Origin of the sequence: Nonomuraea marmarensis (genome assembly GCF_043197025.1) — a bacterium.
Classification (GTDB): Bacteria; Actinomycetota; Actinomycetes; order Streptosporangiales; family Streptosporangiaceae; genus Nonomuraea; species Nonomuraea marmarensis.
This window is the reverse complement of record NZ_JBICRM010000010.1, coordinates 12,719-39,355: the sequence shown is the minus strand read 5'-3', so window position 1 is coordinate 39,355 and position 26,637 is coordinate 12,719. Positions and strand designations below refer to the sequence as shown.

General features: G+C 69.2%; 24 protein-coding genes and 2 tRNA genes. 13 read left to right on the top strand and 13 right to left on the bottom strand.

The features are described 5' to 3' along the window. Positions 1-45: 45 nt before the first annotated feature. Entirely contained in the window at positions 46-513 is a 468-nt protein-coding gene (locus ACFLIM_RS18335) for a ribose-5-phosphate isomerase (RefSeq protein ID WP_393166893.1), read from the top strand. On the opposite strand, the gene ACFLIM_RS18330 is transcribed toward ACFLIM_RS18335, so the two are convergent. Then, complete coding sequence (locus ACFLIM_RS18330; protein ID WP_393166891.1) at positions 510-656, bottom strand: hypothetical protein; 147 nt, start codon at positions 654-656, stop codon at positions 510-512. The genes ACFLIM_RS18335 and ACFLIM_RS18330 overlap by 4 nt on opposite strands. Before the next feature lie 16 nt (positions 657-672). Then, positions 673-1,902 (bottom strand): GNAT family N-acetyltransferase, encoded by a 1,230-nt coding sequence (locus tag ACFLIM_RS18325; protein WP_393166888.1) that lies wholly within the window; start codon positions 1,900-1,902, stop codon positions 673-675. Positions 1,903-2,020: 118 nt separating this feature from the next. Between ACFLIM_RS18325 and ACFLIM_RS18320 the strand changes: the two genes are divergently transcribed. Further along, positions 2,021-3,136, top strand: coding sequence for a PP2C family protein-serine/threonine phosphatase (locus ACFLIM_RS18320; protein ID WP_393166885.1), 1,116 nt, complete (start codon positions 2,021-2,023; stop codon positions 3,134-3,136). A gap of 120 nt (positions 3,137-3,256) precedes the next feature. Here ACFLIM_RS18320 and ACFLIM_RS18315 read toward each other — a convergent pair whose 3' ends face one another. Further along, positions 3,257-3,853 (bottom strand): response regulator transcription factor, encoded by a 597-nt coding sequence (locus ACFLIM_RS18315; RefSeq protein ID WP_393166882.1) that lies wholly within the window; start codon positions 3,851-3,853, stop codon positions 3,257-3,259. A gap of 156 nt (positions 3,854-4,009) precedes the next feature. On the opposite strand from ACFLIM_RS18315, the gene ACFLIM_RS18310 reads away from it, so the two are divergent. Further along, positions 4,010-5,314: a M50 family metallopeptidase gene (locus tag ACFLIM_RS18310; protein ID WP_393166879.1), complete on the top strand. Its 1,305-nt coding sequence runs from the start codon at positions 4,010-4,012 to the stop codon at positions 5,312-5,314. 7 nt (positions 5,315-5,321) lie between these two features. Further along, complete coding sequence (locus tag ACFLIM_RS18305) at positions 5,322-5,675, top strand: MmcQ/YjbR family DNA-binding protein (protein WP_393166877.1); 354 nt, start codon at positions 5,322-5,324, stop codon at positions 5,673-5,675. A gap of 56 nt (positions 5,676-5,731) precedes the next feature. On the opposite strand, the gene ACFLIM_RS18300 is transcribed toward ACFLIM_RS18305, so the two are convergent. The 7 genes from ACFLIM_RS18300 to ACFLIM_RS18270 are packed head-to-tail and all read right to left on the bottom strand — an operon-like array spanning position 5,732 to position 12,331. Beyond that, entirely contained in the window at positions 5,732-7,066 is a 1,335-nt protein-coding gene (locus ACFLIM_RS18300) for an alkaline phosphatase family protein (RefSeq protein WP_393166874.1), read from the bottom strand. Continuing rightward, positions 7,066-8,178, bottom strand: a complete 1,113-nt coding sequence (eboE, locus tag ACFLIM_RS18295) for a metabolite traffic protein EboE (protein WP_393166871.1) — start codon at positions 8,176-8,178, stop codon at positions 7,066-7,068. The genes ACFLIM_RS18300 and eboE overlap by 1 nt, the downstream gene beginning before the upstream one ends. A 2-nt stretch (positions 8,179-8,180) precedes the next feature. After that, a complete protein-coding gene (locus ACFLIM_RS18290; RefSeq protein WP_393166869.1) occupies positions 8,181-9,023 on the bottom strand; it encodes a TatD family hydrolase in 843 nt (280 codons plus the stop codon). Next, positions 9,024-9,530, bottom strand: coding sequence for an EboA domain-containing protein (locus tag ACFLIM_RS18285; protein WP_393166867.1), 507 nt, complete (start codon positions 9,528-9,530; stop codon positions 9,024-9,026). It lies immediately after the preceding gene. Continuing rightward, positions 9,475-10,353 carry a sugar phosphate isomerase/epimerase family protein gene (locus ACFLIM_RS18280; RefSeq protein ID WP_393166865.1) on the bottom strand — a complete coding sequence of 293 codons (879 nt, stop codon included), beginning with the start codon at positions 10,351-10,353 and terminating at the stop codon, positions 9,475-9,477. Before ACFLIM_RS18280 ends, ACFLIM_RS18285 begins: the two co-directional genes overlap by 56 nt. Continuing rightward, complete coding sequence (locus ACFLIM_RS18275; protein WP_393167356.1) at positions 10,350-11,186, bottom strand: SCO3242 family prenyltransferase; 837 nt, start codon at positions 11,184-11,186, stop codon at positions 10,350-10,352. The genes ACFLIM_RS18280 and ACFLIM_RS18275 overlap by 4 nt, the downstream gene beginning before the upstream one ends. Positions 11,187-11,191: 5 nt before the next feature. Continuing rightward, the gene (locus tag ACFLIM_RS18270; protein ID WP_393166862.1) at positions 11,192-12,331 is read right to left on the bottom strand and encodes an inositol-3-phosphate synthase; all 1,140 of its coding nucleotides are present in this window, start codon (positions 12,329-12,331) and stop codon (positions 11,192-11,194) included. 650 nt (positions 12,332-12,981) lie between these two features. On the opposite strand from ACFLIM_RS18270, the gene ACFLIM_RS18265 reads away from it, so the two are divergent. The 3 genes from ACFLIM_RS18265 (at position 12,982) to ACFLIM_RS18255 (ending at position 19,236) form a co-directional block, all read left to right on the top strand. Beyond that, on the top strand, positions 12,982-13,830 hold the full coding sequence (locus ACFLIM_RS18265; protein WP_393166860.1) for a multicopper oxidase domain-containing protein: 849 nt from the start codon (positions 12,982-12,984) through the stop codon (positions 13,828-13,830). A gap of 163 nt (positions 13,831-13,993) precedes the next feature. Then, positions 13,994-18,025, top strand: coding sequence for a ThuA domain-containing protein (locus ACFLIM_RS18260; RefSeq protein WP_393166858.1), 4,032 nt, complete (start codon positions 13,994-13,996; stop codon positions 18,023-18,025). Between the two features lie 92 nt (positions 18,026-18,117). Continuing rightward, positions 18,118-19,236: an OmpL47-type beta-barrel domain-containing protein gene (locus tag ACFLIM_RS18255; protein ID WP_393166856.1), complete on the top strand. Its 1,119-nt coding sequence runs from the start codon at positions 18,118-18,120 to the stop codon at positions 19,234-19,236. 83 nt (positions 19,237-19,319) lie between these two features. On the opposite strand, the gene ACFLIM_RS18250 is transcribed toward ACFLIM_RS18255, so the two are convergent. Both ACFLIM_RS18250 and ACFLIM_RS18245 read right to left on the bottom strand, forming a co-directional pair. Continuing rightward, positions 19,320-21,320, bottom strand: coding sequence for a M64 family metallopeptidase (locus tag ACFLIM_RS18250; RefSeq protein WP_393166854.1), 2,001 nt, complete (start codon positions 21,318-21,320; stop codon positions 19,320-19,322). Positions 21,321-21,639: 319 nt separating this feature from the next. Then, a tRNA-Pro gene (locus ACFLIM_RS18245) sits at positions 21,640-21,713 on the bottom strand. Positions 21,714-21,802: 89 nt separating this feature from the next. Here ACFLIM_RS18245 and ACFLIM_RS18240 point away from each other — a divergent pair. From ACFLIM_RS18240 to ACFLIM_RS18225, 4 genes are all read left to right on the top strand, one after another. After that, positions 21,803-21,876: transfer RNA gene (locus ACFLIM_RS18240), tRNA-Gly, on the top strand. Between the two features lie 67 nt (positions 21,877-21,943). Further along, positions 21,944-22,522, top strand: a complete 579-nt coding sequence (locus ACFLIM_RS18235) for an alpha/beta hydrolase (protein WP_393166852.1) — start codon at positions 21,944-21,946, stop codon at positions 22,520-22,522. Positions 22,523-22,525: 3 nt separating this feature from the next. Further along, positions 22,526-23,149 carry a uridine kinase gene (locus tag ACFLIM_RS18230; RefSeq protein ID WP_393166850.1) on the top strand — a complete coding sequence of 208 codons (624 nt, stop codon included), beginning with the start codon at positions 22,526-22,528 and terminating at the stop codon, positions 23,147-23,149. A gap of 31 nt (positions 23,150-23,180) precedes the next feature. Continuing rightward, positions 23,181-24,491 carry a TrpB-like pyridoxal phosphate-dependent enzyme gene (locus ACFLIM_RS18225; RefSeq protein ID WP_393166847.1) on the top strand — a complete coding sequence of 437 codons (1,311 nt, stop codon included), beginning with the start codon at positions 23,181-23,183 and terminating at the stop codon, positions 24,489-24,491. A 35-nt stretch (positions 24,492-24,526) separates the two neighbouring features. On the opposite strand, the gene ACFLIM_RS18220 is transcribed toward ACFLIM_RS18225, so the two are convergent. Next, complete coding sequence (locus ACFLIM_RS18220; RefSeq protein ID WP_376776135.1) at positions 24,527-24,604, bottom strand: 50S ribosomal protein bL37; 78 nt, start codon at positions 24,602-24,604, stop codon at positions 24,527-24,529. A 134-nt stretch (positions 24,605-24,738) separates the two neighbouring features. Here ACFLIM_RS18220 and ACFLIM_RS18215 point away from each other — a divergent pair, with 134 nt between their 5' ends. Then, on the top strand, positions 24,739-25,518 hold the full coding sequence (locus ACFLIM_RS18215) for a DeoR/GlpR family DNA-binding transcription regulator (RefSeq protein WP_393166845.1): 780 nt from the start codon (positions 24,739-24,741) through the stop codon (positions 25,516-25,518). Beyond that, the gene (gene galT, locus ACFLIM_RS18210; RefSeq protein ID WP_393166840.1) at positions 25,515-26,588 is read left to right on the top strand and encodes a galactose-1-phosphate uridylyltransferase; all 1,074 of its coding nucleotides are present in this window, start codon (positions 25,515-25,517) and stop codon (positions 26,586-26,588) included. The genes ACFLIM_RS18215 and galT overlap by 4 nt, the downstream gene beginning before the upstream one ends. The last annotated feature ends 49 nt before the right edge of the window (positions 26,589-26,637 follow it).

The window sequence follows — 26,637 nt, the reverse complement described above, 5'->3', positions numbered from 1 at the left end:
TCTAGCCAGCGAGCCCGATCGGCGGCGCTGTGGAAGACTGGGCAGGTGCGTGTCTACATCGGTGCCGACCATGCCGGCTATGAGCTCAAAAACCACCTCGTGTCCTGGCTGAAGGATCATGGTCACGAGGTGACCGACTGCGGTCCCTTCGTCTACGACGCCGAGGACGACTATCCCGCGTTCGTGTTGCGGGCCGCCGAGGGCGTCGCGGGAGACCCGGGCAGCCTGGGGATCGTGATCGGCGGCTCCGGCAACGGCGAGCAGATCGCGGCCAACAAGGTGCGCGGCATCCGCGCGGCCCTGGCCTGGAGCGAGGAGACGGCCGGCCTGGCGCGCGAGCACAACAACGCCAACGTGGTCAGCGTCGGCGCCCGCATGCACTCCACCGAGGACGCCACCCGGTTCGTGGAGGTCTTCCTGACCACGTCCTTCTCCGGCAGCGAACGCCACAGCAGGCGCATCGCGCAGCTGGCCACCTACGAGACGATCGGCCAGCTGCCCTCGCTTCCTTAGCCCTTGCGCTTGGGGTCGCGTCTGGGCATCTCGTCGCGCAGGGGCCGCCGGTCAGCGGCCTCCTGCTGCTCCTTCGACGGCTTCGACACGTCGCGGGCACGCATCGCGACGGTCGCGGTGATCTGCAGGCTTTGCAGCGCCATGCCTCCGACCCTACGCCTAGAACGTCAGGCCCGCCCACGGCTTCGGGCTCCACGACAGGGCGGTGGCCAGCGAGCGCACCGCGCCGGGCGAGTGCTCGCGCAGCAGGCCCGCCGCCAGCGACTCCAGGAGCAGGCCGTCGCCCAGGTACGCCGAGCCGAGCGCGTTCACCGGGACCGTCAGGTCGGGCTGGTCCTCGACGGGCTTGCACTCCGCGCCCGTCGGGTCGGCGGTGAGCCGCCAGCGCCTGGCGTTCCACGGGCACACGTCGTCCTCGACCTCGATCACCACGTCCACGGCCGCCGAATAGGCCCGCGAGGTCAGCGCCCGGTCCACCTCGACCAGGCGTACCCAGAGCTCGTCCGACCAACTGGCGCGCAACTGGCGCTGGTCGGCCAGCAGCGCGATCAGCGGGTCGTCCACCGGCCTGGTGCCCGCGTCGATCTTGGAGACCAGGTCGCGGTCCAGCAGGCTGCGCCAGAGCAGGGCGTAGGCCGCGGGGTCGGCCGCCTCCAGCTCGTAGAGCTTCAGCTCCCCGTCGGGGACGCCGTTGCCGTCCCAGGACGACTTGATGCGGAACAGGGCGTAGCCGCGCACTCCGGCGCCGTCCTCGGCGAGCACCGAGCGCAGCGGCCCGGCCCCGCGCTGGTCGGCCTCCTCGTCGGCCAGCACGCCGTCCCACGCGTGCGGCTTACGCTCGTAGCGTCCCGGGCGCCGGGTCACGACGGTGGCGAACAGCTTCTCCAGATCCGCCCGTACGTCGGCGGGCTTGGCCACCCTGAGCCTGAGCGACGGGTCCTGGGGGGCGTTCGCGACGAAGGCCGAGGCGTGTTTGTTGATGCGGAACGACAACTCGTGCGCGGCCCTGCCGTACCCGTACCTGCTGTAGATCGGCGCTTCCGAGGCGTAGAGGGCGGCGACGGACTCGCCGCGCTCGCGGATGTCGGCGAGTTGCCTGCGCATGAGCGCGGACAGCACGCCGCGGCGGCGGTGCGATGGCAGCACGCTGACGCTCGTCACGCCCCCGACCGGGAGCTGCCCGCCGGGAACCGTCATGGTGAGGCTGAGTACGGCGGTGACGCCCGCGATGTCGTCGCCGTCGAACGCGGCGAGCGTGCGGTCGAACTCGGTTTCGGCCTTGAACCGGGCTCCCTGCTGTGGATGCGGCGTCCAGCCGAACCCTTCTTCGAGGACCCGGAGGAAGGCCGGCCACTCGGATTCGTCAATCGGGCGGATCGGATACGTCATCCGTCCACGGTAGGAGCGGGCAAAGGGGGAGGGCCACCCATTATCCGTGCTTAATGATCAAGGCGTTGGTCAAGTGGGCTGCCCAAACACGGGTCAGACCGATACAGTCAGGCGCATCATGAGTTCCCGTCCGGCGCCGCTGATCCCGCCACGGGTCCGCGCGGTCCTGGTGCGGGTGCCGTTTCTCGTCTCTGCTGTCCGATTTGTCCGCAGGGGGCCGCTGGCCCGCGACCGCAACCTGCTCATCACGCTGGCCGCGCTCGCGCTCGTCATCGGGTTCCTGGCCGCGAAGGTCTCGACCGAGTGGTTCTCGCCCTCGCTGCTCATCCTGGTCACCCTGCTCGGCGGGCTCCAGCTACGGCTGGCCAGCCTGGTCAAGCTGCTGGTGGCGGTGGGCGCCGCGCTCGGCTATATAGCGATCACGCTGGGCCTGGGCCGCATCGGGCTCGGGCTCACCGTGACGATCGGCTTCACCACCGTGCTCGCCGTCCTCATGGCCCGCACCAGGGGCAAGCTGGGCGTGCAGGGGCTGCGCGGCGACGCGATGCTGCTGGAGTTGCGCGACCGGCTCAAGAGCCAGGGCGAGTTGCCCCCGCTGCCCAAGGACTGGGGCGGCAAGGTGGTGCTCAAGCAGGCGGGCGGGTCCTCGTTCGGCGGCGACTTCCTGGTCTCCATGCGCGACGGCGACTCCGTCGAGATCGCCCTGGTCGACGTGTCGGGCAAAGGGGTCGACGCGGGCACCAGGGCGCTGCTGCTGTCCGGCACGTTCGGCGGGCTGCTCGGCTCGGTCGACGACTTCCTGCCCGCCTGCAACGCCTACCTGCACCGCCAGCGTGGCGACGAGGGCTTCGTGACGGCGGTGCACGTGCGCCTCGACCTGGCGACGGGTGACTACACGATCACCTCGGCCGGGCATCCGCCGGTGGTGAAGCTCGACGCGGGCACCGGCAACTGGCAGGTCGCCTCCGCCAAGGGCGTGGTCCTCGGCGTGGTGCCCGACCTGCACTGCGAGCCCGACAGCGGCACCCTGCGCAAGGGCGACGCGCTGCTGCTCTACACCGACGGCCTGATCGAGCAGCCCGGCCGCGACATCGACGCCGGGCTCGACCGGCTGCTCGGGGAGGCCGAGCGGCTGCTGCCCTCCGGGTTCCGCGACGGGGCGAGGGCGCTGGTCAACGCCATGTCCTCCGGGCACAACGACGACTGCGCGCTGGTGTTGATCTGGCGCCCATAGTGACGTTTCACACGGGTCGGGTCGTGATTTCCGTCACTGGCAGCGGGCTCTGACCTGCTGAGATCCTCTAGGGGTTCGGGCCCCGGCGGAGCGGCGCGGCTCCACCGGGGCCCGTCACGCTCAGAGCCACCCGCTGTCGCTGGCGATGCGCACGGCGTCGAGGCGGTTGCGGGCGCCGGTCTTGCACATGATCCGCGACAGATGATTGCGTACGGTGCCGACCGACAGGAAGAGCTGATCCGCGATCTCCCTCGACCGGGCGCCGCCCGCCGCGATCCGCAGCACGTCGAGCTCCCGCCTGGTCAGCGGGTTGGTCGCGCACTGGAGGGCGGCCGCCGCCAGCTTCGCCTCGATGGCCCTGCGCCCGGCCGCGACCTGGCGCACCCCCTCCGTGAGGCGCTCGGGCGGCACGCACAGGCTCATGAACCCGAGCGCCGGCCCGGCCAGTGCCGCGCGCACCTGCCCGGGATTGGGCGACGCCGACAGGATGAGCACGCCGCAGCTCGGCGCCTGCTCGGCGAGCTGAGCGGCGACCGGCAACCCCGGCAGGTCGAGGTCGACGACGGCCACGTCGGGCCCGCTGGACAACGCCGCCGGCACCGCCTCCTCCGCGCATCCGACCTCGGCGACCACGCGCAGGTCGGGCTCGGCGCCAAAGGTGGCGAGCAGGCCGCAGCGCACCAAGGGCAGGTGCTCGGCGATCAGTATCTGGATCAAGACGTCCCCCTCCGTCGCCACTTAGAGTCATTGTTTGATTGCACATTGTCAACGGCAACCAAAAGGCGAGCAAGCCGTGAGGTACGGCGAGTTCGACTAGTCTGGGTCTGTCGAAGCTTTCGCCAACCCCGACCTTCTGCCGTGGAGCGCGCATAGATGAACTGGCTCTATCTCGTGGGGATCGTCGTCTTCTTGCTGGGGTTGATGTTCTCCATCGCGTTGCACGAGATCGGCCACCTGCTGCCCGCCAAGCTCTTTGGCGTCAGGGTGACCCAATACATGGTCGGCTTCGGCACCACCGCCTGGTCGCGGCGCAAGGGCGAGACCGAATACGGCATCAAGTGGATCCCGCTGGGCGGCTACATCCGCATGATCGGCATGCTGCCGCCGCGTCCCGGCGACGACCCCACCAAGCTCAGGAGCACGGCGACCGGGCCGTTCCAGGGCCTCATCGAGTCCGCCCGCGACGCCGCGCAGGAAGAGGTGCGGCCGGGCGACGAGGACCGCGTCTTCTACCGCAAGAAGTGGTGGCAGAAGGTCATCATCATGTCCGGCGGCCCGGCGATGAACTTCGTGCTCTCGTTCATCTTCTTCACCATCCTGCTGGTCGGCATCGGCCTGCCGACCTGGGCCCCGGTCGTGTCGCCCGAGACCGACACGTGCGTGATCCCCATCTCGCAGCAGCGCAACGACTGCAAGCCCACCGACAAGCCCACCCCGGCGGCCCAGGCGGGCATGAAGCCGGGCGACCGCATGGTCTCCTTCGACGGCAAGAAGATCGCCTCCTGGGACGACGCCACCCGCCTGATCCGCTCCCACGGCCCCGGCCCCGTCGCGCTCGACATCGTCCGCGATGGCAAGCCGATGACGCTCGACGTCACGCTCATCGCCCAGGACCGGCCCAACCTCGAGGACCCGCAGAAGATCGACAAGAACGTCGGCTTCCTCGGCGTCCTGCCCACCGAGGTCATGCAGCAGCAGAGCGTCGGCCAGGTCCTCGGCTACATGGGCGAGCTCACGGGCAGGGTGGCGGGCTCGCTGATCAACCTGCCGCAGAAGATGGTCGGCATCTGGGACGCGGCCTTCTCCGGCGAGGCCCGCGACCCCGAGGGCCCGGTAGGCGTCGTCGGCGCGGGCCGCATGGGCGGCGAGATCCTCGCCTCCGACCTGTCCAACGAGAAGAAGATCGCCATCTTCGTCAACCTGCTGGCCGGGTTCAACCTCGCGATCGGCATGTTCAACCTCATCCCGCTGCTGCCACTGGACGGCGGCCACATCGCGGGCGGCCTGTGGGAGGGCATCAAGCGGGCCTACGCCAGGATCATGCGGCGGCCGGAGCCTGGTTACGTGGACATCGCGAAGGTGCTGCCGCTGACGTACGCGGTGGCGTTCGTGATGATCATCATGGCGGGCCTGCTCGTCTACGCCGACCTGGTCAACCCGCTCACGCTGACGGGCTGACGCCGCGGTGGACGCCCTGGCGCGGCTGCGCGAGCTCTGCCTGGCCCTGCCGGAGACCACCGAACGGCTCAGCCACGGGGAGCCGACGTGGTTCGTCAGGGACAAGAAGACGTTCGTGATGTTCGCCGACCACCATCACGACGACCGGCTGGCGTTCTGGTGCGCGGCTCCTCCGGGGGCGCAGGAGGAGTTGGTGGGGGAGGATCCCGAGCGCTTCTTCAGGCCACCGTACGTGGGGCACAGGGGGTGGCTCGGGGTCTATCTGGACGTGGCGGGGGTGGACTGGGCGGAGATGGCCGAGATCGTGGCCGACGCCTACCGCCAGATCGCCCCCAAGTCCCTCATCGCCCGGATGCCCTGACCATGGACGTTCAGGGTTGGTGGAAGGGGCGTCCGAGGGCAGTTGGACACCCCACCCTACGTGGCTGGCTTCCTTGCGAGGCCGGCCAGCAGGTCCTTGATTTCGGTCGCGTCGTACGAGTCGCGCTTGAAGGGGCCGATGATCAGCGGGCCGTCGTCGCGGAGGTCGGGTAGCCGGCCGTGGCTGCCCCGCACCGGTGCCGGGTCGCGCGGCACCACCGACATCGTGTAGCGGAAGCCCAGTGTCTTCTTGGCCAGCGCTGCGGCGGCACGAAGTTTGACGAATGGATCCTTCGGGTCCATGAACAGTTCGGCGGGGTCGTAGCCGGGTTTGCGGTGGATTTCCACGAGCCTGGCGAAATCCGGGGCCCGGTCGTCGGAGAGCCAGTAGTAGTAGGTGAACCAGGCATCAGGCTCCGCGACCGCGACGAGCTCACCGGCGCGCTCGTGGTCGAGTCCGTACTTCGCCTTGCCGGCGTGGTCGAGCACCTCGTCCACGCCGCTCAGCTCGGCGACGACCTCGCGGGCGCGGCCGAGGTCGGCGGGGTCGCGTACGTACACGTGAGCCACCTGGTGGTCGGCGACGGCGAAGGCCCGGGACGCCCACGGGTCGAGGTATTCCATCCCGGCCTGGGTGTAGACCTCCAGGAGGCCGGCGGCGCGCAGCGCCCGGTTGATGTCGACCGGGCGGGACGCCGGGGTGATGCCGTATTCCGACAGCACGACCACCTCGGCGTCCTCGGCGAGCAACGGGGCCAGCGCGGCGTCGACGGCGCGGGCCGCCGCGATCGCCTCGGGTCCGGCGGGGCCGTACCGCTGCAGGTCGTAGTCGAGGTGCGGCACATAGACCAGCAGCAGGTCGGGACGTTCGCGCGCCAGGATGTGGCGGGCCGCGCCGATGATCCATTCGGACGAGGCGATCCCCGCGGTGGGGCCCCAATAGTTGAACAGCGGAAACGGTCCGAGCGCGGCTTCCAGGTCGTCGTGGAGTGCGGGCGGACGGGTGTAGCAGTCGGGCGACTTGCGGCCGTCGGCATGGTAGATGGGGCGAGGGGTGACGAGCAGATCGGTGGACGCACCCATCGCGTACCACCAGCAGACGTTGGCGGTGCGCAGGCCGGGTACGGCGGTCCACAGCTGGTCGCCCTGGATGAGCGCGTTGTGCTGACGCCACAGCAGCACCTCGCCGAGGTCACGGAAATACCACCCGTTGCCGACGATGCCGTGCTCGCGGGGCGGCGTGCCGGTCAGCAGGGTGGCCTGCATCGAGCAGGTGACGGCCGGGAGCACGGGCCGGAGCGCGGCCGCCGCGCCCACCTTCGCCACGTTCGGCATGTGCGCCAGCAGGCGGGGGGTCAGCCCCACCACGTTGATCACGACCAGCGGTGCCATCACTGCTCCTTCATTCCGAGCGAGGTCAGCCGGCCTCGCATCCAGTCGAGCTCGGCGGCGATGCCGGCGGCGATGTCCGGCGGCGCATCGGGGAGCACGTTCCAGGTGTAGGTCTCCACCTCCACGTGCCTGGTCAGCGGGGCGGCGCCGCCGAGGAGCGTGTGCACCAGGCCACGCAGGTAGGGTGCGCTGGTGGTGAGCGGAGGCGGCGGGTCGGCGTGCAGCGGGACGTGGAAGTGCACCCGCCAGCTCGCTTCCGCGGACATGCCGCCGGCGAGGGCCTCTCCCAGGTCGTCGGCGAATCCGGTGGCAGAGCGCGTCTGGTGCAGGAACCGGGGCTCGTCGAACGCCGCGAGCGCCTGCTGCGCTCCCGGTGGGGCCTCCAGGGCGCACGACGCCTGGAGCTTCACGATCGGCAGCCCTGTGCCGGCACCTGCGCCGGGTTCCTCGAACCCCACGGCCATGTGGCAGGCGTCCAGGCAAAGGCCGAGGTAGTCGTGGTCCACGTCGTTCAGCAGGGCGATCGCCTGGGGTGTCGTCTCGATGATGCAGCCGGGCTCCGGCTCGAAGCCCAGCCGGATCACCTTGCCGGTACGGCCGGCCAGTGCGCGCAGCCCCTGGGCGACCTTGTCGAGGTTGGCCATGACCGCTGTCGCCTTGTCCCTGGTCCATCCGGTTCGCCAGGCGAGGGGCAGCGTCGAGATCGTCCCCTCGGTGACGTCGTCCGGCAGCAGCGCGGCCAGGATCTCGGCCAGCCCGAGCGTGTAGCGCAGCCGCTCCGCGTCGGCCCAGTCAGGGGTGTAGACACGGTACTTCACGATCTCGTCGTGGAAGCCGCGGTAGGGGAACCCGTTGAGGGTCACGACCTCCAGTCCGAGCGCGGTCAGTTGCCTGCGCAGCGCGGCGAGTTCGTCGCGCCGGGCGAGCAGATCTGTTGCGGCCTGCTGGGGCAGCCAGAGGCCGAGGCCGAGCCGTTCGGCGCCGAGGAGTTCTCTGACCCGCACCGCGATGCCGGAGAGCTGGCGGTGAATGCCGGGGAGGTCCTCTGCGGGGTGCACGTTGGTGCAGTAGGACAGGTGGACCGTCGAGCCGTCCGGATGGCGCAGCCGCATGGTCAGCCCCGCTTGATGGTGTTGCCGGCGTAGTCGGGCCCCGCCGTGCCGGTCTCGAGGCTGAGCCGGCCGCTCTGCCCGTAGCAGGCCACCGGATTGCGCCAGAGCACCTGCTCCACGTCGTCCTCGCCGAAGCCGGCCGCGAGCATGGCGTCGCCGACTGCGCGCGTCTTCAGCGGATCACTGCGTCCCCAGTCCGCGGCCGAGTTCACGAGCATTCTGGAGGTGCCGTACTGCTTGAGGACGGCCACCATCCGGTCCGGGTCCATCTTGGTGTCGGGGTAGATCGAGAACCCCATCCAGCAGCCCGAGTCCGCGACCATGCCGACGGTCAGCTCGTTGAGGTGGTCGATGAGAACCCTCTCGGGCGCCATCCCCGCGGCCCGCACCACGTCGAGCGTCCGGCGGGTGCCGGCGGCCTTGTCCCGATGCGGCGTGTGCACCAGGACGGGAAGATCGTTCTCCTGCGCCATGGCGAGCTGGGCCTCGAAGGCGTGTTCCTCCTCGGCCGTCATCGAGTCGTAGCCGACCTCGCCGACCGCGACGACGGAGTCCTTCAGCAGGTATCGCGGCAACTCGGCCAGCACCCCCGCGCACCGCGGGTCGTTCGCCTCCTTCGGATTGAGGGCGAGCGCGCAGTGGTGGCGGATGCCGTACTGGGCGGCGCGGTAGGGCTCCCAGCCGAGCAGTGCGTCGAAGTAGTCGAGGAAGCTGCCCACGCTGGTGCGGGGCTGGCCCAGCCAGAAGGCGGGCTCGACCACCGCTCGCACTCCTGCGGCGTGCATGCGCTGGTAGTCGTCGGTGGTCCGGGAGGTCATGTGGATGTGCGGGTCGAAGATGCGCATTCAGATCCTCTCCATGACGTCGTGCGGGACGGGCCGGCCGGCCGCCCGCAGCTCCGCCGCGTAGTCCGACAGCATCTGGGCGAGTTCGGCGTCGAACCGGCGGTCCAGGTCGGCCACCGAGGCCAGCGGGATCGACATGAAGACGCACTTGAGCACTCCCTGGCGGAAGGAGTGGTCGTCAAGCCACGCCGATCCGTAAGGGCCGAGGGCCGCGGCGACCAGCCGGGCGTCGTTGGTACGCAGCGCGTCCTCCACCAGCCCGACCGCCGCCGCGCCGAGATCGAGCTCGGGCAGCGCCGACAGGATCGCCAGCCGCTCGCCGGTGTCGCCGCGCTCGTACAGGCTGCGGATCAGCGGGTGGTCGCCGTGCACTGCTCGGAGCAGCGCGCTCCGAGCAGCGGGGCCGCCCAGCCGTTCGGCCTGCGGGAAGAGCAGATGGATCGCGTCCGGGTCATCCTTCACCCGCTGTACGGCCTGCGCCAGCCACTTCTGTGCCGGCTCGCTCATGTGCCCTCCTCAGGAAATCGATCGATCGGCGGGCGACCTGCGGGGCCGCGTGGCTGTGCCGGGCCAGCTCCACGGCTACGAGTCCGGAGTAGCCGCGCAGCTCGGTGAGCACCGGAACGAAGTCGATCTCACCCTCGCCGAATTCCAGGTGCTCGTGGACCCTCCGGCGCATGTCCTCGATCTGCACGTGCACGGTGTACGGCAGCGCTCGCCGGACGCATGCGGAAACGTCCTCCCGCTCCACGCAGTGGCAGTGCCCGATGTCGAGGGTGAGGCCGAACCGGGGATGGGCGCCGAGCATCCCGCGCAGCCGCTCGAAACCGTCCAGATCCGCGACGAGCATCCCGGGTTCCGGCTCGAACCCCAGGGTGACACCGGTCCGGTCCGCCTCGTCGAGGAGCCGCTCGCACTGGCCGGCCAGCCGTGCGTACGCCTCCTCCTCGGTCATGCCGTCCGGCCTGACCCCGCTCCACAGGTGCACCACCGGGGCTCCCAGGTCGGCGGCGATCCGCATCGCCGTCGTCAGGAACTCCGCCCTCCGGCCGGCACCGTCGCTGATGAGCGTCGGATGGTGCTTGCGCCAGGGATCCAGGGTGTAGCGCCCGCCCGTCTCGACGACGGCCGCGAGGCCAAGGCGTCCGAGTAGTCCGGCGATCCGGGACACCTCGGCGGCCAGGCCAGGGGAATAGGGGTCCAGATGACCCCGGTCGAGCGTGATCGCCGCACCGGCGTAACCCAGGTCGGACAGGACCTCGAGCGCCTCGGCGAGCCGGTGGTCGGCGAAACCGTTGGTGCAGTAAGCCCAGTTCACGGTGTCGCTCATGATGTCGCCAGCCGGGACGAGAGCCACCTGCCCAGGGGCAGCGAACACAGCAGCGCACCCGCCGCCGCGAACCGTCCGTTCCCCGCGAGCGCCGCCGCCTGGAGCGGGATCAGGCCGAGGATGCTCAGACGGACGGCGTGCCGCACGTTTTCGGGATCGGGGTTGACCCGTAACCCCGCCTGGACGGGGAGGGTCGAGGCGAGATAGCCGGCGATGAGGACACCGGCGCCCATCCGGGCGGCGGCTCCGCTGCGCAGACTGGACGCGGCCGCCAGACCGGCCGCCGCGGTAGTGGCGGCGAGCGCGCGCTCGGCGGTCCCGGGTGTCGCGCCCGTCACCTCGGCTCGGCCGAGGATGCTGATCCCGTAGGTGTGTACGCCGACCGCCAGCGCCATCGGCACGGCGGATCTCCCCTCTGCTCCGGCACCCAGCAGCACGTCGAGGACGCGGCAGACCGCCATCGAGGCGGGGCCCGCCGCCGTCCGCTTGAGGCCCAGGTCATAGGCCCACACCGCGCCGGCCAGCAGACCGGCGACGGTGAGGCCGCGGCGTCCCCCGGCGATGGCGGCCACGCCCAGGCCGGCACCGGTGAGAGCGGTCGCGAGCCCGAGTGCGGTGCCTGGGCGGACCCTGCCGGACGGGATCGGGCGCTCCGGTCGCTCGATCGCGTCGGCCTCGTGATCGGCCCAGTCGTTGAGTGCCATGCCCGACCAGTACACGAGCACCGATGCCACGGCCAGGCCGGGGTTCGGGCACCGTCCCGCGGCGGCCGCTCCCGCCATGGTGTCGCCGGGCACCGACAGCGCGGCCGGCGCCCGCACCAGCTCCAGCATCGCCCTCACGACAGCTCCTCGGCGAAGGCGCGCAGCCGGGCGTACTGGGCGGCCAGAGCGTGCTCGTCGGTGCCCAACGGGTTCTTGAAGAAATAGCCGAGCTCGGGAAGCGCCCCGCGCCGTCCCTTCTCGTGCGCGCGGGCGACCAACCTTGCCAGATCCAGGACGAGGGGGGCCGCCAGCGCCGAATCGCAGCCCTGCCAGGTGAATTGCAGCGTCATCCGCACGCCGAGGAAGCCCTCGAAGGTCACGTGGTCCCAGGCGGTCTTCCACTCTCCGAGATCCGGGACGTAGTCGATGTGCGTCTGCCCCTCGACGGGCTCTCCCAAGACTCCGGCGACGACCTGGTCCTTGGAGAGCTGCTTGCTCGACCTGGTGGCCGGGTCGGAGAGTGTCGCCCCGTCGCCCCCGCCGAGCAGGTTGAGCCCGGACCAGGAGCGCACGCGCAGCGCCCGGTCGGCGAACATGGGCGCGAGTGCGCTCTTGACCAAGGTCTCGCCGGTCTTCCCGTCGCGTCCCGCGTACGGTACCTCCCGTAAGGCAGCGAGTTCCGCCAGCGCGGGCAGGGTCGGCCCGGTGGAGGGTGTGAACTCCACATAGCCGCATCCGGCATGGAACGCCGCATAGGCGTACAAGGCACTGGGCGGTAGGACATCGCCCCCCGTCGCGAGCAGCTCCTCGAGGTCGGCCAGCCTCTCGAACTCCGGACGCGGGTCGGCCGGAGGTTCGGTCGACGACACGTTGACGACGACCACTCTGGCCAGCCGGTGCCGGGCGCGGAAGTCGGCGATGTCTCCGATCAGGCGGGCCGCGGCCGCGGCCTGCCCGCCGTCGCCAGGGACGTGGCCAGGCCGGATTTCGGCGTCGGCGGCGTCCAGATCCGAAGCGATCAGCCCTGGCAGGTCCGGCGGAATGACCCCTGCCCTGCTCAGCTGTTCGGCGCGTTTGCGTAATGAGATCCCGGTGATGTCATGGCCGCCGAAGATCAGGCCGGCGAGCGGGACCAGCTGCCCGGGAAAGCCTGAGGACTCGGTCACACATCCCTGCGAGGGCGCAAGCCCCGCTCTGATTGCCAGGGCGCCGGCAGCCGCGGCAGTCGCCACGGATCCCCGTGCCCCGATGAGCCATACACCGACCTTGTCCATGGAAGCTCCTACGTGTCGGGCTCCATCCCGAATGCGAAGTACATCCGGTGTGTCAGTAACCGCGATGCTAAGAGCGACTTTTATCGACGGTCAAGCAGAAGTTGATCGTTGCTCGTCAAAACGTGTGCCGCTTAGGACCGTCACCACTTGGTCCACCCCCCCGGCACCGGCCATGTTCGATCGTCACCATCGCCGCGCCGGACACGCCGACGCGGTCGCGGCTCGCGGATGCGGTCGGCGTACCCGGTCGCTCGTTGGGCGCCGCCCAGGAGACACGCAGACCTTTGGCCAGATATAAGCGGAAGTCTTGACATATCGCCAAAAATGGCGCGTACTTCCATCGGAAGTCAACCTAACTGCTGTCCCCAACCCGCAGTGATACACGATCTGACCCTCACCCTCCCAACGCACTCCTCTTCCTGACCGGCTCGACCACGTCGTCCACGTCGGCTCGCTTCCGGCACCACGAGCAGCTGCGCCCTGCCCTCACGCAACGGGGCGCCGTCACCGATTGGGGAACCATGACCGAGGTAGGCAGAGGCATGCCCAAAAGCCTGTTCTCCCGGCGTGCCTTCACCACGTCTGCGGCGTTCGCCGCGTTAGCACCATTAGTCGCATCAAGCCAGGTCAGGGCACTAGTCGACAACCCTATGAACAAGCCGGGCGGCAAGGACAACGTCCGCCGCATCACCCTCTACGCCGAGCAACTGCCGGACGGTCAGCTGGGTTACGGCCTGGAGCCCGGCAAGGCCACGATCCCCGGCCCCCTCATCGAAATGGTCGAGGGCGAGACCCTCGAGATCGAGATGGTCAACAACCTGGACGTGACGGCCAGCCTGCATGTGCATGGGGTGGACTACGACACGGCCAGCGACGGCACGAGGATGAACGACAGCGTGCTGGAACCGGGAGGCCGGCGTACCTACGTCTGGCGCACCCACGCCCCGGGCCGGCGCCCGGGCGGCATCATCGAACCCGGAAGCGCGGGCTACTGGCACTACCACGACCACGTCGTAGGGACCGATCACGGCACCGGCGGCATCCGGCGGGGGCTCTATGGGCCGCTGGTGGTGCGCCGGAAGGGCGACGTCATACCGGACAAGCAGTTCACCGTCGTCTTCAACGACATGTCGATCAACAACCGACCGGCCCATGAGGCACCCGAATTCGTCGCGAAACTCGGCGAGCGGGTGGAGTTCATCGTGATCACGCACGGTGACTTCTTCCACACGTTTCATCTCCACGGGCATCGCTGGGCCGACAACCGCACCGGTCTGCTGGAAAGCCCGCAGGACCCGAGCCGGATCATCGACACCAAGATCACGGGACCCGCCGAGTCGTTCGGCTTCCAGGTGATCGCCGGCGACCGCGTCGGCCCCGGAGCGTGGATGTACCACTGCCACGTCCAGAGCCACTCCGACATGGGGATGGCCGGCGTGTTCATGGTGACCGACGCGGCCGGGAACATGCCGGATCACTCCATGGACACGCATCACTGACGCGAGCCATGAGTCGCCGCCAGGCAGGACATGTGATCGGCAAGACATCGAAAGGCGATCACGAGGTGGCGCCACGTCCGGCAGCGGCGAGGCCGGTCACCACCGCGGATGACCTCAACACCCTCACTAAGTTTGCCAACCCCCCGAGCTGAAGGAGCCAACGATGGGTCGAAGAGGCCTTTTCGTGCAGCCCCGACCACCCGCCAGGCGCCGCGTACTGATCATGATGTCGGGCGCCGCCCTGATGCTGGGACTGGCGGCTCCGGCCGCCATACCGGCACAGGCCGCCGCCACATCGGCACCGGCCCCGGCTATACCGGCACAGGCCGAGGCCGGCGCCCCAGCACCGACCGGCGACACCTCGGTCAACGTGCTCGTCTTCCACGGCCCGGCCGCCCAGCAGGACGACCCGGTCGAGCAGGCCACGGCGGCCATCAAAGAGCTGGGCGAGAAGAACGGCTTCTCCGTCGACAAGTCGGAGGATCCGGCCGTCTTCACCGCCGACACCTTGGCACGCTATCGCGGCGTGCTCTTCCTGTCCGCGAAGGGCGCGGCCCTGAACGACGGCCAGCTGGCCGCGTTGCAGGCGTACATCAGGGATGGCGGCGGATTCGTCGGAGTCCACGACGCCGCCCGCGCCCAGGCGGACTCGGCCTGGTTCACCGAGCTGATCGGCTCCCGCCCCGCCGGCAGCCTCCCCAACCCGGAGAAGGTGGTGGAGAGTACGGCGAGCGGGGAGAACCCGCCGAACGAGACCAGAGACAAGCTGTTCGACGGGAGTAACGACACCAAGTGGTTGACCCGGACGCCGACCGGGTGGGTGCAAGCGAAGATCGAAAAGCCGATCGCGGTGGCCCACTACGCGTTGACGTCGGCCAACGACTTCCCCGGCCGTGACCCGAAGGACTGGACCCTGCAGGGCTCACCGGACGGGACGAGCTGGACGGACCTGGACAAGCGCAGTGGGGAGAGTTTCCCCCAGCGGTTCCAGACCAAGGAATACACGTTCGGCAACACCACGGCGTACCAGTACTACCGGCTCAACATCACCGCGAACAGCGGCGAGCCCCTGACCCAGTTGGCCGAGCTGCGGCTGTTCGGCCCCACCACCGGACCTCCCCCGGAGAGCCAGGAACAGCAGGCCGTCGTAGACCTCATCGACCGCGGGCACCCGGCGAACAAGGGCTTGCCCTTCACCTTGACGCGGACCGACACGTGGATGAACTGGAGCCCCAACCCGCTGGGCAAGGTCCATACGGTGGCGCAGGTCGAGGAAAACACCTATGACCCGGGGCTGAACGGCCACGGCGCGTTCCACCCGATCTCCTGGTGCCGCGACTACGACGGCGGCCGGTCGTTCTACACCGGCATGGGCGGCACCAAGGCGAGCTATACCAGCGACAAGCAGTTCCAAAGCCACCTCAGCGGCGCCATCAGGTGGGCGACCGGTCTGGTCCGCGGGGACTGCCAGGCGACCATCGCGTCGAACTACACCACCGAGCGGCTGACCGGGCAGAACAAGCCAGGGCAACTCGACCAGGTCGGCGAGCCCCACGGCCTGACCGTCGCACCGGACGGCAAGGTGTTCTACATCGGCAAGGCGGCCTGCCCCACCGGCCCGATCGTCGACTGGAACGACCCCAAGGTCGGCCTCGGCTGCGGCACCATCCACCAGTGGGACCCGAAGGCCAAGCAGGTCAAGCTCCTGACCACGCTCCCTGTCATGGGCAACCGCGGCAGCGGCGACGAGCTGGTCAAGAACGAGGAAGGTCTGGTCGGCATCACGCTCGACCCCAAATTCGCGGAGAACGGCTGGGTCTACGTCTACTGGATGCCGCACGAGTCGATCGACAGGGACAAGCGGATCGGCCGGCGAACGGTCTCCCGGTTCACCTACGACGCCGCGCAGCAGTCGATCGACCAGAGCACCCGCAAGGACCTGCTGCACTGGGACACCCAGATCCACAGCTGCTGCCACGCGGGCGGAGCCATGACCTTCGACGAGGACGGCAACCTCTACATCGGCTCCGGTGACAACAACTCCTCCGGCGGCTCGGGCGGTTACTCAGGCAACAACTGGACCCAGGACTACAAGGGAATCTCGTTCCAGGACGCCCGCCGTACAGCGGGCAACACCAACGACCTCAACGGCAAGATCATCCGTATCCACCCGGAGCCCGACGGCACCTACACGATTCCCAAGGGAAACCTGTTCACCGGTGAGGAAGGGGGAGGCGGCAAGACCCGCCCGGAGATCTGGGTGATGGGTGTCCGCAACATCGCGCGGTTCGCCTGGGACAACGTGAACAACTGGCTGACCGCCGGTTGGGTCGGTCCGGACGCCGGCGGCCCGAGCGAGACGTGGGGTCCGGCGAAGTACGAGACCGCGACGATTCTCACGTCCGCCGGTAACCAGGGCTGGCCGTACTGCATGGGCAACAAGCAGCCCTACCGCGACCGGAGCAACGTCGACGCCACTCAGCCCGCCGACTGGTACGACTGCGACCAGCTGAAGAACACCTCGCCGCGCAACACGGGCCTCGTCGACATCCCGCCGGCGCGCGCCAACATGATCTGGTACTCGCCGCAGGGCGGCGGCCCGGTCTACCCGAAGCGGGACGACGGCAGCGGTCTGCCCACGTACAAGCAGGGCGACGAGACCTTCACCGAGCCCTACCTCCGGGGCGGCGGCCAGGCGATCATGTCGGGGCCGACCTATCACCGCTCCCAGGTCGACACCGACAGCGGTGTGGCGTGGCCGGCGTACTGGGACAACAAGTGGTTCATCGGTGATGAGTCCAACGGCAACAACCGCGTCGCCGTGACCGTCGACCCGAAGACCGTCCCTGACGCGGGCCGGCCGGCCTTCGGTGAGGATCTGCGCAGCATCGTCCAGACCGGCGGCGGCAGCACCCAGCTCCAGTCGTGGATGGACGCCAAGTTCGGTCCGGACGGCGCGCTCTACCTGCTCGACTACGGCAGCGGCTTCTTCAGCCTCCAGTCCAACCAGAAGCTGATCCGCATCAGCTACCACGGTGGCCCGGCGACGCCGAACCCGAGCGACGCCGTGGCGCGTCCCGTCCGGCAGAGCACGCCCAAGACGGTGGCCTTCTCCAGCACGAAGGCCGGCGGCGTGTCGTGGGAGTGGGACTTCGGTGACGGCAGCAAGCCGTCGAAGGCGGCCAACCCGACGCACACCTACGCGAACTTCGGCACCTACAAGGCGACGCTGAAGGTCACCTACGCCAACGGCGAGGTGGCCACCGGCACGATCGACGTCAAGGTCGATTGCCCGGCGCCTGACGCCCGGTCGACGGTCTGGCTGCTCGACAGCGACACCGGCGTGGCCAACCGCGTGGTCGGCGGCGGTTGCACGATCAACGACCTGATCGACGACGAGCGCGCCTGGTCGAACCACGGTCAGTTCGTGAGCCACCTCAACGACGTGGTGAACCAGTCCCGCAAGGACGGCGTCATCAGCGACAGTGAGGCGGCCACGCTCAAGCAGGCGGGCGCCCAGTCCGAGATCGGCAAGACGAACGGGTACGAGACCATCTTCGATGGGACGGCGCAGTCCCTCCAGGGATGGTCCCAGGCTCCCTCCGGACAGTTCACCCTCCAGCGGGACGGCACGATCCGCGCTTCGGGCGGTCTCGGGATGTTGTGGTACTCCAAGAAGGCGTACGCCGACTTCTCCCTGAGACTGCAGTTCCGTGACGTCGCGCCCGAAGGGTTCCGCGCCAACAGCGGAGTCTTCGTGCGGTTCCCGGACCCCAGAACCCCGCTGGACCAACGTCCCACCGGAAGCTGTGGGACGGTCGGGTCGGCCCGTACGTCCCCCGCCTGGGTCGCGATCTTCTGCGGTCAGGAGATCCAGATCTACGACGGCGACACGGGGGAGCCGCAGAAGACCGGCTCCGTCTACAACTTCGCGCCCAATGGCCTGGACAAGGCCGGGGTCACCCCGAAGGGCACGTGGAACGACTACGAGGTCCGGGTGGCCGGGCAGCACTACACGATCATCCGCAACGGCAAGGTGATCAACGAGTTCGACAACACACCGGGTAAATCGTCGTCCCGCGCCGGCGACCCGCCCACGGATCTGCGCCAGTTCATCAGCGGGTTCGTCGGGTTGCAGAACCACAGCAACAACGACCTGATCGAATTCCGCAACATCCGGGTGCGCGAACTCTAGGCCGGTACATCGGGCGGGGGAGCATTCCCCCGCCCGGCATCCCATCCAGGTGACCCCAGCCGGAACGCAGACTGTGAGAGGTGCAACGAGACATGCATGTCGGATCTCTTCCCGCCCTTCTGATCAGGACCTTACGGAGGGCGCTCAAAGCCGCTACCACGGCGCCGGGCTTGGCCGTGGTGCTGCTGGGCGTGGCGCTTCCGGCGCTCTTTCTGTCGTCGGTCCAGGCAGCCGCGCAGCCCCGAGTGCAGCTGACCGCTCAGGCGGCGGACCAGGTGCTCACCTGGACCGCCGACGACAGCATGACCGCGTACAAGTCGGCGCCGAGCACGGCGACGGCAGGACCCGCCACCATCGTCTTCGAGAACAGCGCGGCGACCGGCAACACCACAGGTATGACGCACACCCTGACCTTCGACATCTCCACCCCCGGCTACAACCACGACGTCAACCTCAACATCATCGCCAGCCCCTTCGACGCCGGCGGCGGCCGGCACGAGGTGCAGGTGAACCTCACTCCCGGAAAGTACCGCTTCTTCTGCGCGATTCCCGGTCACCAGATGGTCGGGGAGCTCGTGGTCACGGATGGTGGCGGTACGGACACGACCGCGCCGCAGGTGTCGGCGCAGGTGGCGGGAGACCAGGACGCGAGCGGCAACTACGTGGGCTCCGCGACGGTGACGATCTCGGCGAGCGACACCGAGTCCGGGGTGGACACGGTGGAGTACTCGCTCGACAACGGGGCTTTCACGGCGTACTCGGCTCCGGTGTCGGTCAATCAGGCGGGCGCGCACACGGTGCGATACCGGGCCACCGACAAGGCCGGAAACACCTCGCCAGTGGGCTCGGTGACGTTCACCGTGGTGACTCCACAGGAGGAGGACACCACTCCGCCGCAGGTGACGGCGCAGGTGGCAGGGGAGAAGGACGGGGACGGCAACTACGTGGGCTCCGCGACGGTGACGATCTCGGCGAGCGACACCGAGTCCGGGGTGGACACGGTGGAGTACTCGCTCGACGGCCAGCCGTTCGCGGTGTACACGCAGCCGCTCACGGTCGGCCAGCCCGGCACGCACACCATGACCTACCGGGCCACCGACAAGGCCGGAAACACCTCCGGTGTCGGTACGGCCACGTTCATGGTCATCAAGGACACGTCGGGCACGGAATGCCCAAAGCCGGGCAAGGGTAGCAGCTGCAAGGAGAAGTGAAAGCGTCAGCCGGCGGGCGGCCTCAATCCATTCGCGGCCAGAGGCCGCCCGCCCGCGGGAGCCGAATACGGTGGCCTCCTCTGTCAGTCGACGACGATGGCGCCCGGAGGCAGCGGCGTCGCGCCGTTGGTGTCGGTGACCGTCACCGTGAACTTCTTCGGCGCGCTGATATTGCCGGCGGCGTCGATGGCGCGGTACGCGATCTCGTGGCGGCCGTAGCCGGGCTTGAAGTCCGGGTAGAGCTGTTCGAACGGCGCCTTGGTGAGGCCGCCGCTGCCGAGGTTGCCGTAGGCGATCTCCTTGATGACCGTGCCGGCCGGGGTGAACCGGTACGGCGTGCCCTCGGGCGCGTCCGGCCAGCCGTGATAGTTGAACCAGCCGTCGCCGTCGAGCTGGAACTCGATGACGACGTAGCCTTCCTGGTCGTCGGTCGCCTCCAGCCCCATCTCGAACCACTCTCGGAACTTGTAGTGTGGCGGGCGGGCACGGGTGCCGGGGGCCACCGAGACCGGCTCGGACAGCTCGAAGGTCACCTTGGGCGCGGCGTTGTCGATGGTCCAGGTGAGCGTGTCGGCCGGGGCGCCGGGCACCTTGGGGTCGGACACGGTCGCCTTCAGTTCGTAGGTGCCGGGTGCCAGGCGCAGCGTTTCGAGATCGAGGTTGCGGCTGTTGTGCGGGTTCGGCAGCGCCTTACCGTCGAGGGTCCAGGTGACGTTCAGGACACGGTCGCGCGGGTGGGTGGTCTCGACGTAGACGACGTCCTGACCGCCGACGGCGTGGGTGGTCGCCGTCGACGACGTGAACTCGGCGGCGGACGGGGCGGGCGGCGTCGACGACGTGGACTCGGCGGCGGACGGGGCGGGCGGCTGCTCGACGATCGTCCACTCGCGGGTCTGGGTGAGCGCGCCGCCGTCGGCCACGGCGGGGTCACGCACGTCCTCGGTGTCGTCGGACACCGTGACGGTGACGGTGTCGCCCACCCGCACGCGGTGCGCCTCGAGGTCGAAGTTCCGGCTGTTCCCGGTCTTCTTGACGGTCTTGCCGTTGACCGCCCAGGTGACGGTGAGCTCGTGGTACAGCGGGTGCATCGTCTCGACCCAGAGCACGTCCGGCCGATACACCGGCTCGTCGGTGGGCGTGGAGTGCAGAGCCAACTGCGCGACGTCGCGCCGGCCGGAGATCCGCTCGATCATCCGCTCGCGGCCGACCTGATCGAAGTGGTAGCCGATCCAGCGCATGATCGAGTGCTCGCTCGGCCGCCACACGTTGGACGAGCGGGTCAGGCCGCTCTCGTACCGGTCGATGACGCCGCCGGACAGGCTCTCCTCGCCCAGCCAGCGGTACCACTTGGCCTGCTGCTTCCGCATCTCCTTCACGGTCAGCCGGGTGTGGTGGATCGACGTCGGCTCGGTGTCCGGGTGCGGGCCGCCGGGGACGTTACGGGTGCTGTACGGGTATTCGTCCTGGAGGCCGCCCAGCGAGTGGCCCAGCTCGTGCGGGCTGACCAGCGGGCCCTGCGGCGCCTGCCCGGTCGTCGTGGCGTTGCGCCCGCCGATGCCGCCGTACGTGCTGGTGTTGGCGATGGTCAGGGTCTGCCGGTTCTCGGCCGTCACCCCCGGGATCATCGAGACGTACTGTTCCAGCGCTTGCTGGCCGCCGGTGCCGAACGTGACGCCGCGGGCGTTCGGGCCGGCCGGGCAGGTCGACGCATACTGAAGCTTCAGCGGCGTGTCGCGGCGGACATTGCCGTCGTCGGGGTCGCAGCTGATGCCGGACACCCCCGACACGATCTCGATCATGTACACGTTGAAATAGTCGCGGTAGCTGCGGAACGGCTCGATGCTCCACTGCACGTTGAGGTGCTTGTTGACGTCGTCGCGGAACTGCTGCATCTCCTCGGCGGTGTAGCCGTCGCCTAAGATGATCAGGTTCAGCCGGTCCCCCGGCGGGCCGGTCACCTGCAGCGGCACCACCGTCGCTGACCCGACCTCCTCCGACGCCGCGATCGCCGGGACCGCTCCCGTCAGCAGCGTGCCCGCCAGACCGACCGCCATCACGGCGGCCGGGATCTTCCGCTTGGCCATGGTCACCTCACCCTCGCTTGCGGGAGACGGCCAGCCGCGCGGAGTGCGAGCCTCGGTCACCCCACAGGGACGGTAGCCACGATGCATGCGGACAGCACCGGACAGATGACGGATATTCGGGCACCCTTTTCCATCTTCTGCAGGAACCGGAGGCGCTGCGGTTACGCTGCTCGACGTGCTGATCCTGCCGCCGATGGCGACGTGATCAAGGTGCTCAGGAGAACTCATTTGTCCCCTGGAGGCGTTCAGAGGGACGGTCGAACGATCAGGGCCCGGTCCTCGATCGTGAGAACCAGGCCCTCTGCCTGAGGCAACTCTGTCGGGGCGACAGGATTTGAACCTGCGACTTCTTGCTCCCAAAGCAAGCGCGCTGCCAAGCTGCGCCACGCCCCGTCTCGCCCGGTGCGCATGCGGTCCGTGACTCCGGTACGCTTACGCCCTGACGACCGGATGAAGTCTAGACCAGACTTCGACCGGTTCGCGCGGACGTAGCTCAATGGTAGAGCCCTAGTCTTCCAAACTAGCTACGCGGGTTCGATTCCCGTCGTCCGCTCCACACGACGAAAGGCCAGGTCATCCGCGTAGGATGCCTGGCCTTCGCGGTCCCGGCCTATACTCGCGAAATGGCTCCTGAAAGGATCTTCGGTTTCCCCACCCGGTTCGAAGGCGATCCCGATCGGGTGGCCGTCCTCCTCCCCGGCGGGGGCTACATGCCGGCCCGCCCCCTCCTCCACTACGCCCGGGCGGTGCTCAAGCAGCACGGCTGGTCCGTGCAGGAGATCTGGTGGGAGCCGCCGACCACTCCCGGCATCGAGGATCGGGCTGAGTGGGTCCTGGACCAGGCGCGCCGGGCCCTCGACGCAGAGAAGGCCCAGCAGCTGCTCCTGGTCGGCAAGTCGCTCGGCACGTTCGCCGCGCCGCTGGCCGCCGAGCGGGGACTGCCCGCGATCTGGCTCACCCCGCTGCTCACGATGGAGACCGTCGTCGAGGGACTCCGCCGCAGCGAGGCTCCCACGCTGCTGGTGGGCGGCACCGCCGACCGGTTGTGGGACAGCGAGACCGCACGGACCCTGGACCACCCGTACGTCGAGATCCCGGGTGCCGACCATGGCCTGGAGACCGGCGACCCGGTCGAGTCGGTCGAGATGCTCAAAGAAGTGACCACGGCCATGTCCCGTTTCGTGGCGGGACTGCGTCCGTAGCCGATGCGTGCGCGACCGATCTCCCATGACGTCCTCGTCGAGGAGCTGGCCGAGCTGATCGCCGGGCGGCAGGGGTGGGTGCGGGTGGCCGTCGACGGGGCGCCGCCCGCCCGCCCGGAGCGGCTCGCGGACGCGCTCGTCGCGCCCCTCAGGCTGCGCGGCCGGCCCGTGCTGCGGGTGTCGGCCGGCGATTTCCTGCGGCCCGCGTCGCTGCGGCTGGAGCACGGCAGGACCGACCCGGACGCCTTGTACGAGGACTGGCTCGACACCAAGGCGCTCAGAAGGGAAGTGCTGGAGCCCCTGGACCCGGGCGGATCCGGACGGGTGTTGCCGGCGTTGTGGGACAGCCGGGTCGATCGGGCGTACCGGGTGCCGTACGAGGAGTTGCCCCCGGGCGGCGTGCTGATGGTCGACGGGACGTTGCTGCTGGGGCGGGGACTGGCGTTCGAGGTGAGCGTGCACGTGTGGTTGTCGCCGGGGGCGCTGGAGCGCGGGACCCCCGAAGACGAGCGGTGGCGGCTGCCCGCCTACGAGCGGTACGAGCGGGAGTCGCGGCCGCAGCAGACGGCCGACGTCGTGATCAGGGCCGATCATCCGGATCGCCCGGCGCTGCTGCTTGGGGAGTGACCGAGGCGGGTAACCGGCGCAGACTGGGACGATGATCCCCAGCAACTGGTACAACATCGTTCCTGATCTGCCCGCCCCGCCCCCTCCGCCGCTGCATCCCGGCACGCGGCAGCCCATAGGACCTGACGACCTGGCCCCGCTCTTTCCGATGGAGCTGATCGGTCAGGAGGTGAGCGGGGAGCGGTTCGTGCCGATACCGCAGGAGGTGCTCGACGTCTACCGGCTCTGGCGGCCGACGCCGCTGATCCGGGCGCGCAGGCTGGAGAAGTCGCTCGACACGCCGGCCAGGATCTACTACAAGTACGAGGGCGTCTCACCCGCCGGGTCCCACAAGCCGAACACGGCCGTGCCTCAGGCGTACTACAACGCCCGCGAAGGCGTGCGGCTGCTCACCACCGAGACGGGCGCAGGGCAGTGGGGGTCGGCCCTGGCGTTCGCCTGCTCCCAGTTCGGCGTGGAATGCCAGATCTGGATGGTACGCGCCTCCTACGACCAGAAGCCGTACCGGCGCTCGCTCATGCACGTGTACGGCGCCACCGTGCACGCCAGCCCGTCCCCCGTGACCGGCTCCGGCAGCAAGGTGCTGGCCGACGACCCCGACTCGCCCGGCAGCCTGGGCATCGCGATCAGCGAGGCCGTCGAGGTGGCCGCCGCGACGCCGGACGCCCGCTACGCGCTCGGCTCGGTGCTCAACCACGTGCTCATGCACCAGACCGTGATCGGCGAGGAGGCGCTCGACCAGCTCCCCGAGATGCCGGACCTGGTCATCGGCTGCACCGGAGGCGGCTCGAACTTCGCCGGCCTCACCTTCCCGTTCCTCCGCGAGAAGCTGGCGGGCAGGATCCAGACGGTGTTCCGGGCGGTCGAGCCGACCGCGTGCCCGTCGTTCACGCGCGGCGTCTACGCCTACGACTTCGGCGACACCGCGGGGCTCACGCCGCTGCTCAAGATGCACACGCTCGGGCACGGGTTCGTACCCGACCCGATCCACGCGGGCGGCCTGCGCTATCACGGCATGTCGCCGCTGCTGTCGCACATGTACGAGCTGGGCCTGTTCGAGGCGGTCACCCGCCCCCAGAACGAATGCTTCGAGGCCGGCGTGCGCTTCGCCAGGACGGAGGGCATCGTGCCCGCGCCCGAGCCCACGCACGCGCTGGCCGAGACCATCGCCGAGGCCCTGCGCTGCAAGGAGAGCGGCGAGGAGAAGGTCATCCTGACCGCGCTCTGCGGCCACGGCCACTTCGACCTGGCCGCCTACGACCGCTACCTGGCCGGGCAACTCGAGGACTACACGCTCCCGCAGGACCGCATCGACCAGGCTCTGACCGAACTGCCGGGGTGAACCGGGGTGGCCGCCTGAAAACCGGCGGCCACCCGTCAACGCGCCGTGGGACGCTTGCCGTGGTTCGCCTTCTTCTTCTTGCGTGCCTTGCCCTTGCGTGAGCGCCTGGCCATAAGCTCGCCTCCGGTGATCGGGTGAGCCCTCAACGTCTCTCGCCTGCCCCGACTCGCGCAACCCATCCGCTCGAACTAACATTCCCCAACAAATCCGTGTCATAATTTGGTGGAATCTGTTGGAAGGAGCGGGCGTGCTCGCACAGCAGCGTCAGCAGACGATCCTCGAACGCGTGCGCAGCAGCGGCGGCGTCCGCGTCGCCGACCTCGTACGCGAGCTCGGCGTCTCAGACATGACCATCCGCCGCGACCTCGAGGTGCTGGCCGAGCGAGGGCTGCTGGAGAAGGTGCACGGCGGCGCGACCGCACTCGGCCCCGGCTCGACCGAGGAGCCGGGATTCACCGCCAAGTCCGCCCGCCAGCAGCAGGAGAAAGAGGCCATCGCGCGGCACGCCGCCCGCCTCGTACGTCCTGGCACGGCCGTGGCGCTGTCCGCGGGGACCACCACGTGGGCGCTGGCCCACCACCTGATCGGCGTGCCCGAGCTGACCGTGATCACCAACTCGATCCCGGTCGCCGAGGTCTTCCACCGCAACCCACGCGTCGACCGCACCGTCGTGCTGACCGGCGGCGTGCGCACGCCGTCCGACGCCCTGGTCGGCCCGGTGGCCGTGGCCGCGATCCGCCGCCTGCACGTCGACACGCTCTTCCTCGGCGTGCACGGGATGAGCGTGCGCGCCGGGTTCACCACGCCCAACCTGCTCGAGTCCGAGACCGACAGGGAGCTGGTGACGGCCGCGCACCGGTTGGTCATCCCCGCCGACCACACCAAGTGGAACACGGTCGGCATCAGCACCATCGCCGAGCTGACCGAGGCCGACGTGGTCATCAGCGACGCCGGGCTGCCCGACGACGCACGCATTGAGCTGGCCGAACGGGCCGGAGAACTGATCATCGCGGAGGGCTCGCCTTGAAGCGCACCATCACCCACCTGGCCGACGGACGAGAGCTGATCTACTTCGACCGGCGGGACGACGCCGACAGGAGCGCGATCGACCGGCGGACGCTCGAACCCCGGCCGGTGGCCTCCGAGCTGCGTTACGATCCGCTGACCGAGGAGTGGATCGCGATGGCGGGGCACCGGCAGACGCGGACGTTCCAGCCGACGGGCTCGGCCAACGAGTGCCCGTTGTGCCCGTCGTCGGACACGCGTTCGACGGAGGTCCCGGCGTACGACTATGACGTGGTGGTGTTCGAGAACCGCTTCCCCTCTTTTTCCGGAAATTTCGGGACTTATCAGGACGTGGGCGGCTTGAGTGATGTACGGCCGGGAGTGGGGCGGTGTGAGGTGGTGTGCTTCACCTCTGAGCATTCCTCCTCCTTCTCCAAGCTCTCCGACGACCAGGTGGGCCTGGTCATGGAGGCGTGGGCCGACCGCACGGCCGAGTTGTCCGGGATCGAGGGCGTGGAGCAGGTGTTCTGCTTCGAGAACCGGGGAGAGGAGATCGGCATCACGCTCGCCCACCCGCACGGCCAGATCTACGCCTACCCGTACGTCACGCCCAAGACCAAGCTCCAACTCGGGGCCGCCAAGCGCTACTCGGGGAACCTCTTCGCCGACGTGCTGGCCGCCGAACGGGCCGCGGGGACGCGGGTGGTGGCCTCGAACGAGCTGTGGACGGCCTTCGTGCCCGCCGCCGCGCGCTGGCCGTTCGAGGTGCACGTGTACCCGCATCGGCAGGTGCCCGACCTCGCGGCGCTGTCGGAGGAGGAACGTGCTGCGTTCGCCCCGCTCTACACCTCCGTCCTGCGGGCGTTCGACGACCTGTTCGGCGTGGTGATGCCGTACATCTCGGCCTGGCACCAGGCGCCCGTGCGCCAGGACCGGGAGCTGGCGTACCTGCACCTGGAGCTGTTCAGCATCAGGCGCGCGCCCGGGAAGCTGAAATACCTGGCGGGCTCGGAGTCGGCGATGGGCGCCTTCGTCAACGACGTGCTGCCGGAGGAGGCCGCACGCATGCTTCGATCACAAGTAGATCACTAATGGATTTCTAGTTAAGGTCGCATTACTCGTGATCTACCACTAATATCCC